This window comes from uncultured Stenotrophomonas sp. (genome assembly GCF_945952405.1).
In the GTDB taxonomy this organism is placed as follows: Bacteria; Pseudomonadota; Gammaproteobacteria; order Xanthomonadales; family Xanthomonadaceae; genus Stenotrophomonas.
In genome coordinates this window covers 165,208-181,201 of sequence record NZ_CAMFIA010000003.1, presented here as the reverse complement: position 1 = coordinate 181,201, position 15,994 = coordinate 165,208, and the positions used below count along the sequence as shown (strand labels likewise).

Sequence of the window (15,994 nt, the reverse complement as noted above, 5' to 3'; positions counted from 1 at the left end):
CCGACCATGCTTTTCAACTCATTCCTGTTCCTGCTGGTGTTCCTGCCGATCGCGCTGGGCGTCCACTACCTGCTGGGCGCGCTGCAGCCGCGGCTGGCCGCACTGTGGCTGTGCGTGGCATCGATCGTGTTCTACGGGTGGTGGAACCCGCAGTTCGTGATCCTGCTGGCTGGATCGATCCTCTTCAACTACCTGGTCAGCCTGGTCATCCTGTCACTGGCCAAGCGGCCGAAGCTGCAGCTGCTGGCCACCGCCTTCGGCGTGGCCGCCGACATCCTGCTGCTGGTGCACTACAAGTACTTCGCGGCGATGGTGAACTTCGTCCACGACATGGGCTTCAACGTCGGCCCGATGGACACGCTGATCCTGCCCCTGGGCATCTCCTTCTTCACCTTCACCCAGATCGGCTACCTGCTGGATTGCCGTGCCGGCGTGGTCAACGACCGCAGCCCACTCAGCTACGTGCTGTTCGTGACCTTCTTCCCGCACCTGATCGCCGGCCCGATCCTGCATCACAAGGAGATGATGCCGCAGTTCAGCAAGCGCGAAACCTACCGCTTCCAGGCCGAGAACCTCTCCATCGGCGGCATGCTGTTCGTCATCGGCCTGGCCAAGAAGGTGCTGCTGGCCGACACCCTGGCGCCGTATGCCGATGCGGGGTTTGCGTCCACCGGTGATGTGCAGTTCTGGGGCGCGTGGGCCACCGCGCTGACCTACGCGCTGCAGCTGTACTTCGATTTCTCCGGTTATTCGGACATGGCGCTGGGCCTGGCCAGGATGTTCGGCATCCGCTTCCCGCTGAACTTCAACTCGCCGTACAAGGCCACCAGCATCATCGACTTCTGGGCGCGCTGGCACATGACGCTCACCCGCTACATCACCGCCTACCTGTACTACCCGGTGGCGATGGCGGTGACCCGCTGGCGCACCCGCCATGGCCGCGCCACCGGCCCGGCTGCGGTGTCCACCGCCGGCGGTTTCCTGTCGATGATCGTGCTGCCCACGGTCTGGGCGATGGGGCTGGCCGGCATCTGGCACGGCGCCGGCCTGCAGTTCCTGATCTTCGGCCTGCTGCATGCGGCCTACCTGGCCATCAACCACGCCTGGCGCGTGTTCGTCGGCGGCCGCAAGCCGGCGGCGATGCGCACGCTCAACCCGTTCCAGCATGCCGGCTACCTGCTGCTGACCTTCGGTGCGGTGCTGGTGGCACAGGCATTCTTCCGCGCCGATGGCGTGCATGATGCCTGGCAGCTGGTGCAGGGCATGTTCGGCGTGCGCGGCTGGGAAAGCATGGAGAACCTGGGCCATGTGGGGGGCCTGGCGCTGGCCGACGGCCTGCGCCTGCTGATCGGCCATCACCTGCAGCTGCTGTACATCCTGGTGTCGCTGGCCATCGTCTGGCTGGCCCCCAACGCGCACCAGATCATGGGCGTGTACTCGCCTTCGCTGGCCAAGCCCAACCCGGCACCGCGCGCGTGGATGCGCTGGCAGCCGAACCTGGCATGGCTGCTGCTGATGCTGGTGCTGCTGGCGCTGTGCCTGCTCAACCTGCATAAAGAAACCCGTTTCCTTTACTTCCAGTTCTGACAAGGTGGATACCAACATGGACAAGCAGACGATCCAGAACCAGCTGATCGATATCGTCGAGGCCGTGATCGGCACGCGCGTGCAGCCGGACGAGTACATCGAGTCGCTGTTCGACTCGATGTCCAAGGTGCAGCTGATGGTCGAGGTCAAGGACCGCCTGGGCGTGACCCTGCCGGTGGATGAGATCGATACGCTGGTGGATTCGGTGCAGGTGCTGACCGACTACGTGGCCGAACACGGTTCCCGCTGACCGCGCAACGGCGCCGGAGGTAGCGCGATGTATTTCGATTTCGACCACTGCCGTTTCGCCGACCTGGAGGTTGCCGGGCAGGCGCCGGCCCTGCACACCGCCGATGGCGTGATGGACTGGGCCAGCCTGTACCGCAGCACCCAGGACTGGATCGAGCGTGCGCGTGCGGCCGGGCTGGCGGCAGGCGATGCGCTGGTGATTTCCGGGCACAAGGAAGCGGCCTTCGTGGTCGCCATGCTGGGCTGCCTCGGCTTGGGCGTGACCTATGTGCCGGTGGACAACATCAACCCGCAGGCGCGGCTGCAACGCATCACCAGCCTGGTGCATGCGCGGGCCGTCTACGATGCGGCGGCCGATGCGTTCCTGCCCGGCGCCGGCTCACCGCGCGCGCTGGCGGTGCCGGACCTGGCCTACATCATGTTCACCTCCGGCAGCACTGGAGATCCCAAGGGCGTGCAGATCGGCCGTGACAGCGTGGCGCTGTTCACCGGCTGGATCCGTGACTGCCTGGGCCTCGGCCCGGCACCGGCGTTCTTGAACCAGATGTTGTTCAGCTTCGACTTCTCGCTGTTCGACCTGTGTGGCGCGCTCGGCCTGGGCGGCTGCTGCGTGCTGTGCCCGCGCGATGTCATTGCCAGCAGCGAGCAGTTCATCGATCACCTGCGCGATTCGCAGGTGGCGGTGTGGGCGTCGACGCCATCGTTCGTGCGCCAGCAGATCCTCAACCCGCGCTTCGACGCCGCCCACCTGCCGGACCTGCGCGTGTTCGTGTTCGGTGCCGAGTCGCTCACCCCGCGCGTGGCCGAAGAACTGTGGGCGCGCTTCCCGCAGGTGCGCATCATCAATTCCTATGGCCCGACCGAGGCCACCTGCTCCACCACCTGGGTGGAGATCGATCCGGCATTGCGCGCCGCGGCGCCGAACCCGTTCCCGATCGGCGTCGGCAAACCCTATGCCGAGGTGTTCCTGCTCGATGGCGAAATCTGCATGGCCGGCGACCATGTCATGCGCGGCTACCTGGAGCGTCCCGACCTGGATGCCGGCGTGCTGTTCGAGCACAACGGCAAGCGCGCCTACCGCAGTGGCGACCTGGGCGACCTGGGCGACCAGGACGAACAGGGGCGGTTCTATTTCCGCGGGCGCCGCGATGACCAGATCAAGCTCAATGGCTACCGCATCGAGCTGGCCGAGGTCGATGTCGGCCTGGCCCGGCTTCCCGGCGTGGTAGCCGGTGCGGCGGTGGTGCTGCGCCGGCCGGATGGCAGCCTGGTGCGCATGATCGGTTTCATCGAGACCGCGCCGCCGGCAACCGGCGAACTGCAGCGGGTGCCGGCGGAACTGGCCGACTGGAAGGAGCAGATGGAACGCTACATGCCGCCCTATATGATTCCTTCGGAGCTGTTCGCGGTGGCGTCGCTGCCGCAGACGATCAGCAACAAGGTTGATCGCAAGCAACTGGAGCAGCGCTACCAGGCCCTGGCGCGCACGCTCCGCATGACGGAGAAACCTGCATGAACCTGTCGATGAAAACGCTGATCAGCGCGGCACTGGTGCTGGCGCCGTGTGCCTCCTTCGCCCAGCAGGCTGCGCCGGAAGGGCGTCTGGCCCAGCTGTATGCCGCGCGCCCGCCGGCCGGCTCGGCCTTCGTGCGCGTGCTCAACCCGGGTGCGGCCGCGGTCAAGGCCGGTATCGCCAACGGCGCCGACCAGAGCGTCGGCCCGGCCGCCCGCGCTACCCGCTATGCGATCGTTGAAGGCGGCAAGCCGTTCAGCGTGCGCGTGGCGGGCAAGGCGCGCACGCAGCCGGCGGTGGCCGCCGGCAGCTTCACCACGTTGGTGCTGGATGGCGCTGCGCCGTCCAAGCCGGTGACGGTGCTCGAAGACGGCGGCGGCAGCAGCGATGCGTTGAAGGCCGAGATCCGCTTCTACAACCTTGCCGCAGGCTGCGCGCAGGGCAAGCTGGCCATGGCCGACAAGGGCGCCGTGGTGTTCCCGGCGGTGGCCGCCGGGCGCAGCGCCGCGCGCGGCATCAACCCGGTGAAGGCGCGCCTGGTGGCCGGCTGTGGTGACAAGGACAGCACCGCGCTGGAACTGCCGGCGCTGCAGCCGGGCGATCACTACAGCCTGTTCCTGACCGGCACTGCCAGCGCCCCGGTGCTGCAGGGCCAGCTCAGTGGCACCGACGCGGTGGGCCGCTGACGCAATGGCCGAGCGCCCTGTCTTCCGCGACGACCACGACCTGTTCCGCGAACAGGTACGTCGCTTCATTGATGAACGCATTGCTCCGTATTACCAGCAGTGGGAACGTGATGGCATCACCCCGCGCGCGCTGTGGCTGGCGGCCGGGGAGGCCGGGCTGCTCAACTGCCAGCTGCCCGAGCCCTACGGCCTGGGCGGTGATTTCGGCCATGCCGCCTGCGTGATCGAGGAGCTGGCACGCGCCAACTTCCTCGGCATCGGCTTCTCGATCCACTCGGACATGGTCGCGCCGTACCTGATGCAGTACGCCGTGCCAGCCGTTCGCGACGCATGGCTGCCGCGGATGGCTCGCGGTGAAGTGATCGGTGCGATCGCGATGACCGAACCCGGCGCGGGCAGTGACCTGAAGACGATCCGGACCCGGGCCGAAGCGGTGGACGGCGGCTACCGTCTGAGCGGGCAGAAGACCTGGATCACCAACGGCAACAACGCCGACATGGCGGTGGTGGTGGCCACCGTCGCGCCGGAGCTGGGTGCCGGCGGCCTCAGCCTGTTCTGCGTCGACCTGCACCAGCCCGGTGTCAGCCGCGGCGAACCGATGGCCAAGGTCGGGCAGCACGCGCAGGACACCACCGAACTGTTCTTCGAAGACGTGTTCGTGCCGGCCGATCACCTGCTGGGCGAGGAGCGTCGCGGCTTCGCCTGCCTGGAGGAGCAGCTGGCTGCCGAGCGCCTGGCCATCGCCCTGCGCGCCGCAGCGTCGGCCGAGGGCATGCTGCAGGAAACGATGGACTACGTGCGCCAGCGCAAGGCATTTGGGCGGTTGCTGATCGATCACCAGAACACCCGGTTCGTGCTGGCCTCGGCCGCTGCCCAGCTGGCGATGCTGCGCAGTTTCCTCGACCAGTGCCTGGCCGAGCAGATGCAGGGCCGGCTGCTGCCATTGCGTGCGGCGATGGCCAAGCTCAATGCCACCGAACTGCAGGGCAGGGTGCTGGATGACCTGCTGCAGCTGCATGGAGGCTACGGCTACAGCAGCGAGTACGGCATCGGTCGCGCCTGGGCCGACGCCCGCGCACTGCGCATCTTCGGCGGCACCAGCGAGATCCTGCGCGACATCATCGGCCGCGCCCTCTAACAGCAAAAAGGGGACGGAGGGGATTAAGTCGTTTGTGCCACAAACGACTTAATCCCCTCCGTCCCCTTTTTGCGGGTCAGATTCCCCAGCGGCGGCGCAGTGTGGCCGCTTCCGGGGTGTCCTGGGTAAGCCACGGGTCCAGCGCATACACCAGCACATGCTCGGCACCGCTGTCGCGCGCCCATGCCAGCTGGCGCTCGATGCGTGCGGGGTCGGCGGTCTCGCCCTTGAACTGGGTGCCGTCGTTGTTCTCGCCGGGCAGTTCGCGGAACAGCTCCACGATCGCGTCGAAGGCGACGCCACGCTCGCGGAAATGCTTCAGCAGCGGCTGCAACTGCTGCACGTTGCCGGCACCGGCAACACCTACTCCGTCCTGCACCATCGGCCGCAGCGTTGCCTGCGCCAGCACCGCGTCCCACAGCGTCACCAGGTTGCCATCGGTGGCAAGGCGGCTGAAATAGCAGGAGATCGCCCAGTCGCCGCCACGCTCGGCGGTGGCCTCGGTGATGCCGTGCAGCCAGTGCGCCAGCCATTGCTGGCGGGCCGGATCGGCCCAGTGGTACTGCTCCAGTTCGTAGGGAACGTACCAGCCGTTGAACGCCTGCAGGCGTGCCCACGGCGCTTTCGCCAGCCACGTGCGCGCCTGCGCCAGGCTGTCGGCAAAGAACGCCTGCAGCGCCGCATCGTCGGCGCCGATCGCCTGCCACCAGCGTTGCTGGAAGGGCAGGCCGACGCGCACCTTGATGCCTGCTTCGGCCGCCGCGGTGAACAGCATGCGCACGCTGGTATCGGGCAGCTCCCAATCGCCGTCGGCGCCGCCACTGATGCCGGTCCATTGCAGCACCAGCTGCCGGCACCCCAGCTTACGGGCCAGCTGCAGCGAGCGTTGCCAGTCTCCCATGCCCCATTGCAGGTGGCTGCGCCACGGCTGCAGGAAGGTGCCGTCGACCTGCTCCGGCAGCGAACAACCGGGCAGGGCGGCCAGGGCACCGGCCACCGGTGCCAGCAGCGCCGCGCGCAGCAGGCGCCGGCGCAGCGGCGAAGACGGGTCGGATGGGAGCAGGGGCGCTGACATGCGCCCATCATCCCAGAGCGCCGTGCGCAGCGGGTGAACCGCTTGCCTGTCCGGCAGCGGCGGTCGCGCTTACTCCAGTGCGTAGCGCAGGGTGAACAGCACGGCGACCAGCCATACCGCAGGATGCACTTCGCGCCAGCGGCCGGTGCCGGCCTTCAGTGCGGCATAGGCGATGAAGCCGAAGGCCAGGCCATTGGCGATCGAGTAGGTGAACGGCATCGCCAGCGCACACAAGGCAGCCGGCACCGATTCGGTCAGGTCACTCCAGTCCACTTCCACCAGTTCGCGCAGCATCAGGCCGGCCACGAACAGCAGCGCCGGTGCGGTGGCATAGCTGGGCACCATGGCCGCCAGCGGCGAGAACAGCAGTGCCGCCAGGAACAGGGCCGACACCACCAACGCGGTCAGGCCGGTACGCCCGCCGACCTGCACGCCCGAGGCGCTCTCCGCGAAAGCGGTGGTACTGCTGGTGCCGAGCATCGAACCGGCCACGATTGCCGTGCTGTCGGCCAGCAGTGCGCGGCCGAAACGCTTCTGCGCGCCCGGCAGCTTCAGCAGGCCGGCGCGGCCGACCACGCCGTACAGGGTGCCGGTGGCATCGAATACTTCCACCAGCACGAACACCAGCACGACCTGCAGCAGTACCGCGATCGGAGCGCCGCCGTCATGGTGCAGCAGGCCCGGCAGGTCCAGCTGCAGGAAGGTCGGTGCCAGGCTCGGCGGCAGCGAAACCAGGCCCTGGTACTGCACATCGCCCAGCGCCCAGCCGGCACCGGTCACAGCCAGGATGCCGATCAGGATCGCGCCACGGATGCGGCGTGCTTCCAGCACCGCGATCAGCAGGAAGCCGGCCAGCGCCAGCAGCGGCGGCGCGGTATTGAGCGGGCCCAGTGCCACCAGGGTGTCTTCATTGCCGACGATCACCCCGGATTTCTGCAGTGCGATGATCGCCAGGAACAGGCCGATACCGGCCACGATCGCCGAGCGCAGCGAGGACGGAATACCCGACACCAGCCATGCCCGGACCCCGGTCAGTGACAGCACCAGGAACACCAGGCCGGAGATGAACACCGCCCCCAGCGCCTGCTGCCAGGGCAGGCCGGCGGCGCCCACCACGGTGAAGGCGAAGAAGGCGTTCAGGCCCATGCCCGGTGCCATGCCGACCGGGAAGTTGGCGGCCAGCGCCATCACCGCCGAACCCAGCGCTGCGGCCAGGCAGGTGGCCACGAACACCGCGCCTGCGTCCATGCCGGTGGTGCCGAGGATTTCGGGGTTGACGAAGACGATGTAGGACATCGTCAGGAAGGTGGTGACACCGGCCAGCAGCTCGGTGCGCACGGTGGTGCCGTGCTGCTGCAGCTGGAACAGGCGTTCGAACAGGGACATGGGGAAATCTCAACCCGTTGGTTGTGGGTACCGACCGTTGGTTGAGGGTACCGACCATTGGTGGTGGGTACCGACCGTTGGTCGGTACGCCTCCAGTCACCACCCACGGTGGTGACCTGCCAGAATGCAGAACGGCCGCGCAGAGCGCGGCCGTTCTTTGTTTCTTACTTCAGTGCCTTGAAGCGCAGGCGCTTCGGCGCCGCGTCATCGCCCATGCGGCGACGCTTGTCTTCTTCGTACTCGCGGTAGTTGCCCTGGAAGAACTCCACGTGCGAGTCGCCTTCGAACGCCAGGATGTGGGTCGCGATGCGATCCAGGAACCAGCGGTCATGCGAGATGACGAAGGTGTTGCCCGGGAACTCCAGCAGCGCATCTTCCAGCGCACGCAGGGTTTCGATGTCCAGGTCGTTGGACGGTTCGTCGAGCAGCAGCACGTTGCCACCCTGCAGCAGGGTCTTGGCCATGTGCAGGCGGCCACGCTCACCACCGGACAGCGAACCGACCATCTTCTGCTGGTCCTGGCCCTTGAAGTTGAAGCGGCCGATGTAGGCGCGCGACTGGATCTCGATGCCGTTGATGTTGAGGATGTCCAGGCCGCCGGCGATTTCCTGGAAGACGTTGTGGTTGCCTTCCAGCGCGTCGCGGCTCTGGTCCACGTACGACAGCTTCACCGTCGGGCCGACCACGATCTCGCCGGTATCCGGCTTTTCCTGGCCGGTGATCATCTTGAACAGGGTCGACTTGCCGGCGCCGTTCGGGCCGATGATGCCGACGATGGCGCCCGCCGGCACCAGGAAGCTCAGGTTGTCGAACAGCAGGCGGTCGCCGAACTTCTTGGAGACGTTCTTGAACTCCATCACCGCGTTGCCCAGGCGCTCGCCCGGCGGGATGAAGATTTCATTGGTCTCGTTGCGCTTCTGGTAATCGACCGACTGCAGCTCCTCCAGGCGGGCCAGGCGGGCCTTGCCCTTGGTGCGGCCACCCTTGGCATTCTGGCGCGACCACTCCAGTTCCTTCTGGATCGCCTTCTGGCGAGCCTTTTCCTGGTTGTCTTCCTGCTTCAGGCGCTCATCCTTCTGGGTCAGCCAGTCGGTGTAGTTGCCCTTCCACGGAATGCCGCGGCCGCGGTCGAGTTCCAGGATCCATTCGGCGGCGTTGTCCAGGAAGTAGCGATCGTGGGTGACGGCCACCACGGTGCCGGTGTAGCGCGCCAGGAACTGTTCCAGCCATTCCACCGACTCGGCGTCGAGGTGGTTGGTCGGTTCGTCGAGCAGTAGCATGTCCGGCTTCTGCAGCAGCAGGCGGCACAGCGCCACGCGGCGCTTCTCACCACCGGACAGCTTGCCGACGATGGCATCCCACGGCGGCAGGCGCAGCGCATCGGCGGCCACGTCCAGCTGGTTTTCCAGGGTATGGGCGTCGCCGGCGGCGAGGATCGCCTCCAGGCGCTCCTGTTCCTTGGCCAGGGCGTCGAAGTCGGCGCCTTCCTCGGCGTAGGCGGCATACACCGCTTCCAGCGCAGCCTGCGCCTGCAGCACTTCGCCCACGCCTTCCTCGACCGCTTCACGCACGGTCTTGGTCGGGTCCAGTTCCGGTTCCTGTGCCAGGTAGCCGACCTTGATGCCCGGCTGCGGGCGGGCTTCGCCCTCGAAATCGGTGTCCACGCCGGCCATGATCTTCAGCACGGTGGACTTGCCGGCGCCGTTCAGGCCCAGCAGGCCGATCTTCGCGCCCGGGAAGAAGGACAGCGAGATGTCCTTGATGATCTGCCGCTTGGGCGGGACCACCTTGGACACGCGGTTCATGGTGTAGATGTATTGCGAGGACATGAGGTCTCCGTAGGCGCGGCCCTGCGCCCGACCCGTCACGGGAAGATCCCGTTGCGGCAGCGGGCACAGACTGAAAAGGAATGCCGCCAATTATAGCCGGAACCGGTTCCGGGCCGCGCCCGGAAGGCGCGCCGGGCTGGCTATCGCCTGAATACCGGGTCACAGTTCCGCAGCGGGAAGCGTTTCCAGCGGGAAACGGTTCAGATCGAGTGCGCAATATGGGGTCACCACCCACCCAAGCAGAGGTCTGACATGCGCATCAATCGAGTAATGGCCGGAGCCGTGGCCTCTGTGCTGGCGCTCGGCGCGGTTGCCCCGGCCTTCGCCGACAACGACCACCGTGACCGCCGCGAGTGGCGCGAGGATCGCCGGGAGTGGCGTCAGGACCGCCGTGACTGGGAGCGCGACCGCCGCGAGGCCCGGCGCGACTGGGAACGTGACCGCCGCGACTGGCACCGCGACCATGACCGCTACTACCGCCCGGCACCGCCGCGCGTGGTCTATCGCCCGGCCTATGGCCCCGGCTACGGCTGGAAGGTGGGCCACCGCTACCGCGACTACTACCGCGGCCCGATCTACGTGGTCAACGACTACCCGCGCTACCACCTGCGCCGCCCGCCGTACGGGCACCAGTGGATCCGCGATGACCGCGGCAACATGCTGCTGGTGGCCATCGCCAGCGGCATCATCGCCGACTACATCGTCAGCAGCCGCTGACGATCCGCCCGCGGGGCCGCACGCCTTTCCCGGGAAAGGGCTGCGCCGCCATCAGGCAACCATACGGGGCCGGATTCCTTCGCGGATGCCGGCCCCGTCCGTTTCGGCCCCAGCAGGCCGGTGCGGGGCTACAATCGGGGGCTGAGTCGTACCCCTTTCCCTGCCTGCTGGAGTACCCGATGTTCCCGCGTGACGTCCGCATCGAAACCTACGATCCCGAACTGGCCAAGGCCATCGCCGCTGAGACCCAGCGCCAGGAAGACCACGTCGAGCTGATCGCCAGCGAGAACTACACCAGCCCGGCCGTGATGGAAGCCCAGGGCAGCCAGCTGACCAACAAGTACGCCGAAGGCTACCCGGGCAAGCGCTACTACGGTGGCTGCGAGTACGTGGACATCGCCGAGCAGCTGGCGATCGACCGCCTCAAGCAGCTGTTCGGTGCGGGCTCCACGGAAGACATGTACGCCAACGTGCAGCCGCACAGCGGCTCGCAGGCCAACCAGGCCGTGTACTTCGCCCTGCTGCAGCCGGGTGACACCATCCTCGGCATGAGCCTGGCCCATGGCGGCCACCTCACCCACGGTGCCAAGGTCAACGCCTCGGGCAAGCTGTTCAACGCCGTGCAGTACGGGGTGAACGACCAGGGCCTGATCGATTACGACGAAGTCGAGCGCCTGGCCCTGGAGCACAAGCCGAAGATGGTCGTGGCCGGCTTCTCGGCCTACTCGCAGGTGATCGACTGGGCACGCTTCCGCGCCATCGCCGACAAGGTCGGTGCCTACCTGTTCGTTGACATGGCGCACGTCGCCGGTCTGGTTGCCGCTGGCGTCTACCCGAGCCCGCTGGAGCACGCCCACGTGGTCACCTCGACCACCCACAAGACCCTGCGCGGCCCGCGCGGCGGCATCATCGTCGCCAAGGGTGCCGACGAGGACCTGGTCAAGAAGCTGCAGTCGATCGTGTTCCCGGGCATCCAGGGCGGTCCGCTGATGCACGTCATCGCCGGCAAGGCGGTGGCCTTCAAGGAAGCGCTGGAACCGGGCTTCAAGGCCTATCAGCAGCAGGTGGTGAAGAATGCCCAGGCGATGGCCAACACGCTGATCGCGCGTGGCTACAAGATCGTCTCCGGCGGTACCCAGAACCACCTGATGCTGGTCGACATGATCGGCAAGGACGTGTCCGGCAAGGACGCGGAAGCCGCGCTGGGCAAGGCCCACATCACCGTCAACAAGAACTCGGTGCCGAACGATCCGCGCTCGCCGTTCGTGACCTCGGGCCTGCGCCTGGGGACCCCGGCGGTAACCACCCGTGGTTACACCGAGCAGGACTGCGTGGACCTGGCGAACTGGATTGCCGACGTGCTCGACGCGCCGGGCGATGACGCCGTCATTGCGCGCGTGCGCGATGCCGTCAGTGCGCAGTGCCGCAAGTACCCGGTCTACGGCTGATCGGAACAACGGGGTCGGATCCCTTCCTGCGGGAAGGGCTCTGACCCCGGTATTGGAGTCAGAGCGCATGGATGAGCTGCTGCACAAGCGCGTGGTCGCTGTCGCCGGCCTGGTGCTGGGCCTGCCCACACTGGCTGCCGGAGGCACCGTTGCGGTACTGGGGCTGATGGTGGCGCTGGAGGGCACGTATCTGTCCGGCGACGAGCCGACGGTGCTGCTGCTGTGGTCGCTGGGCGGGATCCTCGGCCTGCTGTCCTGGCTGTGGTTGAGCATCGTCTTCCTGTGGCGTGGCCGTGAGGGCCTGCGCCAGTCCCCACGAGTTGTGTGGGTAGGCCTGCTGCTGGGCGTCTTCGCGGCGTGTGGCGTGATCGTTGCGGTGGCGCGCCTGCTGTGGACCCATGGCGAATGGCAGATGCTGGCCTACCTGGGGCTGGGGCCACCGCTGCTGCTGCTCGCAGGGCATCTGGCGTGGCTGCGATGGGGCCGGCAGGGGGCTGCCGCCGGCCGGGAGCGCTGAACGGCGCAGCGGCGACGCTCACGCGGCCTCTTCGACCGTAGCGCAGGCACTTCCGCGCAGACAGCATTTGCTGCTGGGGCCCTTCTCAGGTACCGTTGCGACGCTGCCGTGACGATGGCAGCCGGTACTTTCCTGAGCCAGGCCTCCATGCATTGCCCCTTCTGCCAACATGCCGATACCCGGGTCATCGACTCGCGCGTCTCCGAAGACGGCGCGACGATCCGTCGTCGGCGTGAGTGCGAGGCCTGTGGCGAGCGCTTCAGCACCCTGGAAACGGTGGAGCTGAAGCTGCCAGCGATCGTCAAGAGTGATGGCACCCGTGAAGCGTTCGACCAGCGCAAGGTACGCGCCGGCTTTGATCGCGCGCTGCAGAAGCGCGCCGTGGCCGAAGACAAGATCGAAGCGGCGGTACGCGCCGTGGTCCACCAGCTGCGCATCAGCGGTGAGCGTGAAGTGCCGTCGATCAAGGTCGGCGAGTTCGTGATGAATGAACTGCGCAAGCTCGATCATGTCGGCTACGTGCGTTTCGCCTCGGTGTACCGCAGTTTCGAGGATGTGGCCGATTTCCGCGAGGAGATCGAGAAGCTCGAACGCGAGCTGCCGGCCAGCACCGAACAGCTGCAGCTGCTCGGCGATGTGATCGCCCTGGCCAAGAAGAAGAAGGGCTGAGCCCGCGGTAGCCGCCAACCCTGGTTGGCAAGCCCCATGCCCTGGTAGCTGCCAACCCTGGTTGGCGAGGTTCATGCCCTGGTGGGTGCCAACCGTTGGTTGGCACGGACGCCTGCATCCACGCGTGGCGTGGATCTACTGGCGGTACCATGGCCACATGAGCCACCTGTTCTCCGTCCTCGATCACCTGCACATGGCCAACGCACTGCGTCTGGCCGAGCGCGGTGCCTACACCACCCGCCCCAACCCGATGGTGGGCTGCGTGATCGCCCATGGCGAACGCGTGGTCGGCCAGGGCTGGCACCAGCGCGCGGGTGGCCCGCATGCCGAAGTATTCGCGCTGCGCGAGGCCGGTGCTGAAGCACGCGGTGCCACCGCGTACGTGACCCTGGAACCCTGCGCGCACTACGGACGCACGCCGCCGTGTGCGCTGGCGCTGATCGAGGCCGGCGTGTCGCGCGTGGTCGCGGCGATGCGTGATCCGTTCCCGAAGGTCGATGGCGGCGGTTTCGATCTGCTGCGCAACGCCGGTATCGAGGTCGCCGAGGGACTGATGGCGGCGCAGGCGCGCGAGATCAACAAGGGCTTCCTGTCGCGGGTGGAGCGCAACCGCCCGTGGCTGCGGGTCAAGCTGGCTGCCAGCCTGGATGGGCGTACCGCGATGGCCGACGGCAGCTCCAAGTGGATCACCGGCGCGGCCGCACGCGAAGACGTGCAGCACTGGCGCGCACGCGCCGGCGCGATCCTGACCGGCGCCGATACCGTGCTGGCCGACGACCCGATGCTGACCGTACGCCTGGCCGAGACCGAGGTGATGCCGCCGCTGCGCGTGGTCCTCGATTCGCGGCTGCGCTCCCTGCAATGCAGCCGTGTCCGCGAGGGTGGGGCGCCGACGCTGTACCTGCATGACCCGGCCGTGAGCGCGCCGGATGCGGCTGATGCCGGATTCGCCAGCGTGCCCAGCCGCAACGGGCGGCTGGACCTGGGCGCAGTGCTGGCATTGCTGGCAGAACGTGGCATCAACGAAGTGCATACCGAAGCCGGCGCGACCCTGGCCGGCGCGCTGCTGCGGGGTGGCTGGGTGGATGAGCTGCTGCTCTACCAGGCACCTACGCTGCTGGGTGACAGCGGTCGCCCGCTGCTGGCCGGCCTCGGCATCGAGGCGATGGAGCAGCAGCGCCGCCTGCGCGTGATCGACCAGCGCCAAGTGGGGGACGATCTGCGCCTGCTGCTGCGCGCGTAGCGAGCGCTGGCGGCGCCGGGCGGTGCCCGGCGCCACTCGTCATTGGCTGCAAGCGCCGGGCCTGGCCCGGCACCCGCGCATCAGGCGCACTCGTCGGTCCACATCATCTCGGCGATCGGGCGCAGCGCCTTGCACTCCTGGGTCATCTGCTCGGCCGACTGCACCTGCGCCTTGGCCTTCAGTTCCTCGGCCATCGCGTCCACGCCACCGATCTGGTCCGGCGCGATCTTCGCCACGCAGCTGCGGTGCTGCTGCAGCAGCAGATCGCAGCCCGGCACACCGGTCACTTTCGGCGCATTCGCGGCCTGCGCGTCCTGCATCCACTCTTCGAACGGTGCCAGTGCACCGGTGACGGTGCCGACCAGGTCGTCGAAGTTGCCGCTGTACCAGTAGCCGTTGTCCTTGGCCGGGTAGAGGGTGAAGGTGCCGCTGACCGGCTGCCGCGCGCCACTCTGCAGCGCCTGGGTGTAGGCGTCGGTGAACTGCCTGCGCGAGGCCGGGCTGGCATCGGCGGCCAGGCTGGCGGCGAACAGCGGGCGGACCTTGGCCAGGTCGGGAACCTGGCAGCTGAAGTTGATCCGCGCCAGCTTCTGGTCTTCGACGTACTCGTTGTCTTCGATCACGCTGCCGGTGGCACGGCACTTCGAATCGCGCAGGGCCTTGGCATACAGCGCTTCAGTGGCGGCGGCATCGACCTTGGCGCCGCTGCTGGCCAGCACGGTCTGCCAGGGTTCGGCCAGGGCCTTGGCCAGCGCGCCCGGGGCAGGGGTGACGGCGTCCTGGCCCTCGAAGGCCGGCTTCAGTGCATCGTTGAGCGTGCGCGTCGCGGCGGCGTCGTCTTCCAGCAGGACGCGTGCGTACAGGTCGAAGGCCTGTTCGGGCGTCAGCGTGGCCGGTGCGGCCTGGGCAAACAGCGGAGCGCACAGCAGGGCGCTGGCCAGCAGGGTACGGATGGGGGTCTTCATGACGGTGGTTCCTGTTCCAGAGGCGCGCAAGCCTAGCGCATCTACGGGTACTTTCGATGGCGCGCTGCGGCCACGTGCCGCTGTGCCGCGGCCAAAAAAAACGGGCCCCTTGCGGGGCCCGTTCGATCGCACGACGAGGATCGGGCAATCAGAAGCTGGCGCGGACGCCGGCCGAGAACTGGGTGACGTCGCGGTAGCCCGAGATCTCACCGACCAGGCCCCAGGTCTTGGTGAAGTTGACCTGGCCACCCAGGGTGCCGACCCAGGTGCCCTTGAAATTGTTGCCGCCATCCATGTAGCCGGCCTTGGCCCAGGCTTCGGTCATGCGCGACGGCTTGCCACGCACGCCCATGGTGACGCGGCCCAGGTTGACGTGGTCCTTGTAGCGCTCGGAGTGACCGTAGTAGCGGTCGGTCAGTTCCACGTTCTGGCGCACCCAGGCGGCATCGGCGGTGAAGTCGACGCGGTCGGTCCACGGCATGTGGTAGCCGATGCCCAGCTCCGGCTGGTTCAGTTCCAGCTTCATCGAGCCATCGCGGTAGTGGTAGGTCTTGCTGGTGCGCGACCAGCCACCGAACACGTGGACCTGCTCGGCCACGGCCACCGAACCGCGCAGATAGGCGCCGTCGACCTTCGGGTCATCCAGCAGGTCATCGTTGGTCTTGAACTGCGTCCAGCCGCCTTCGACGTAGGTGTAGCTCAGGGCTTCGGCCGAAGCCGAGAACGGGGCGGCGGCCAGCAGAGCGGCCACGATCAGGATCTTGCGCATGGGAATTCCTGTGTACTTCAGTCCATTGGCGGGTCCGCCCTCCGGGCGGCCCGTGGCGACCTCATGTCGTCCGGCGGCGATTTTAATGAAAGTTTTACAAAATGCGAGAGACGGTCGTCACAGGCTGCCGTGGGGCTGACCAGGCATGGGGTCGGATTTCTTTCCTGCGGAAGGGAATCCGAGCCCATGCCTGAACGACCCCG

The 15,994-nt window shown here is 67.4% G+C and carries 15 protein-coding genes; 10 read left to right on the top strand and 5 right to left on the bottom strand.

Features of this window, described 5'->3' with window-relative positions:
• The first annotated feature begins 6 nt into the window (after positions 1-6).
• The 5 genes from Q0P60_RS04715 to Q0P60_RS04695 are packed head-to-tail and all read left to right on the top strand — an operon-like array spanning position 7 to position 5,173.
• Complete coding sequence (locus tag Q0P60_RS04715) at positions 7-1,587, top strand: MBOAT family O-acyltransferase (protein ID WP_294988950.1); 1,581 nt, start codon at positions 7-9, stop codon at positions 1,585-1,587.
• A 16-nt stretch (positions 1,588-1,603) separates the two neighbouring features.
• Positions 1,604-1,837: a phosphopantetheine-binding protein gene (locus Q0P60_RS04710; RefSeq protein WP_294988947.1), complete on the top strand. Its 234-nt coding sequence runs from the start codon at positions 1,604-1,606 to the stop codon at positions 1,835-1,837.
• Between the two features lie 27 nt (positions 1,838-1,864).
• A complete protein-coding gene (locus Q0P60_RS04705; protein ID WP_294988944.1) occupies positions 1,865-3,352 on the top strand; it encodes an AMP-binding protein in 1,488 nt (495 codons plus the stop codon).
• Entirely contained in the window at positions 3,349-4,035 is a 687-nt protein-coding gene (locus Q0P60_RS04700; RefSeq protein WP_294988941.1) for an alginate O-acetyltransferase AlgF, read from the top strand. Before Q0P60_RS04705 ends, Q0P60_RS04700 begins: the two co-directional genes overlap by 4 nt.
• Positions 4,036-4,039: 4 nt before the next feature.
• Positions 4,040-5,173, top strand: a complete 1,134-nt coding sequence (locus Q0P60_RS04695; protein ID WP_294988937.1) for an acyl-CoA dehydrogenase family protein — start codon at positions 4,040-4,042, stop codon at positions 5,171-5,173.
• 76 nt (positions 5,174-5,249) lie between these two features.
• Here Q0P60_RS04695 and Q0P60_RS04690 read toward each other — a convergent pair whose 3' ends face one another.
• The 3 genes from Q0P60_RS04690 to ettA form a co-directional block, all read right to left on the bottom strand.
• Complete coding sequence (locus Q0P60_RS04690) at positions 5,250-6,248, bottom strand: DUF4434 domain-containing protein (protein ID WP_294988933.1); 999 nt, start codon at positions 6,246-6,248, stop codon at positions 5,250-5,252.
• A gap of 69 nt (positions 6,249-6,317) precedes the next feature.
• Positions 6,318-7,634, bottom strand: coding sequence for an NCS2 family permease (locus Q0P60_RS04685; RefSeq protein WP_005408048.1), 1,317 nt, complete (start codon positions 7,632-7,634; stop codon positions 6,318-6,320).
• A 164-nt stretch (positions 7,635-7,798) separates the two neighbouring features.
• Positions 7,799-9,463 carry an energy-dependent translational throttle protein EttA gene (ettA, locus tag Q0P60_RS04680; RefSeq protein WP_005408049.1) on the bottom strand — a complete coding sequence of 555 codons (1,665 nt, stop codon included), beginning with the start codon at positions 9,461-9,463 and terminating at the stop codon, positions 7,799-7,801.
• 252 nt (positions 9,464-9,715) lie between these two features.
• Between ettA and Q0P60_RS04675 the strand changes: the two genes are divergently transcribed.
• From Q0P60_RS04675 to ribD, 5 genes are all read left to right on the top strand, one after another.
• Entirely contained in the window at positions 9,716-10,180 is a 465-nt protein-coding gene (locus tag Q0P60_RS04675) for an RcnB family protein (protein WP_294988929.1), read from the top strand.
• A gap of 179 nt (positions 10,181-10,359) precedes the next feature.
• Positions 10,360-11,628: a serine hydroxymethyltransferase gene (gene glyA, locus Q0P60_RS04670; protein ID WP_294988926.1), complete on the top strand. Its 1,269-nt coding sequence runs from the start codon at positions 10,360-10,362 to the stop codon at positions 11,626-11,628.
• 67 nt (positions 11,629-11,695) lie between these two features.
• A complete protein-coding gene (locus Q0P60_RS04665) occupies positions 11,696-12,145 on the top strand; it encodes a hypothetical protein (RefSeq protein ID WP_294988923.1) in 450 nt (149 codons plus the stop codon).
• Positions 12,146-12,292: 147 nt separating this feature from the next.
• Positions 12,293-12,814, top strand: coding sequence for a transcriptional regulator NrdR (gene nrdR / locus Q0P60_RS04660; RefSeq protein WP_294989253.1), 522 nt, complete (start codon positions 12,293-12,295; stop codon positions 12,812-12,814).
• Positions 12,815-12,971: 157 nt separating this feature from the next.
• A complete protein-coding gene (ribD, locus tag Q0P60_RS04655; RefSeq protein WP_294988920.1) occupies positions 12,972-14,057 on the top strand; it encodes a bifunctional diaminohydroxyphosphoribosylaminopyrimidine deaminase/5-amino-6-(5-phosphoribosylamino)uracil reductase RibD in 1,086 nt (361 codons plus the stop codon).
• A gap of 80 nt (positions 14,058-14,137) precedes the next feature.
• Here the strand turns inward: ribD and Q0P60_RS04650 are convergent, their stop codons facing one another.
• Together Q0P60_RS04650 and Q0P60_RS04645 are read right to left on the bottom strand one after the other, a co-directional pair.
• Positions 14,138-15,022: a hypothetical protein gene (locus Q0P60_RS04650; protein ID WP_294988917.1), complete on the bottom strand. Its 885-nt coding sequence runs from the start codon at positions 15,020-15,022 to the stop codon at positions 14,138-14,140.
• A gap of 148 nt (positions 15,023-15,170) precedes the next feature.
• Positions 15,171-15,791: a hypothetical protein gene (locus Q0P60_RS04645; protein ID WP_294988915.1), complete on the bottom strand. Its 621-nt coding sequence runs from the start codon at positions 15,789-15,791 to the stop codon at positions 15,171-15,173.
• Positions 15,792-15,994: the final 203 nt, after the last annotated feature.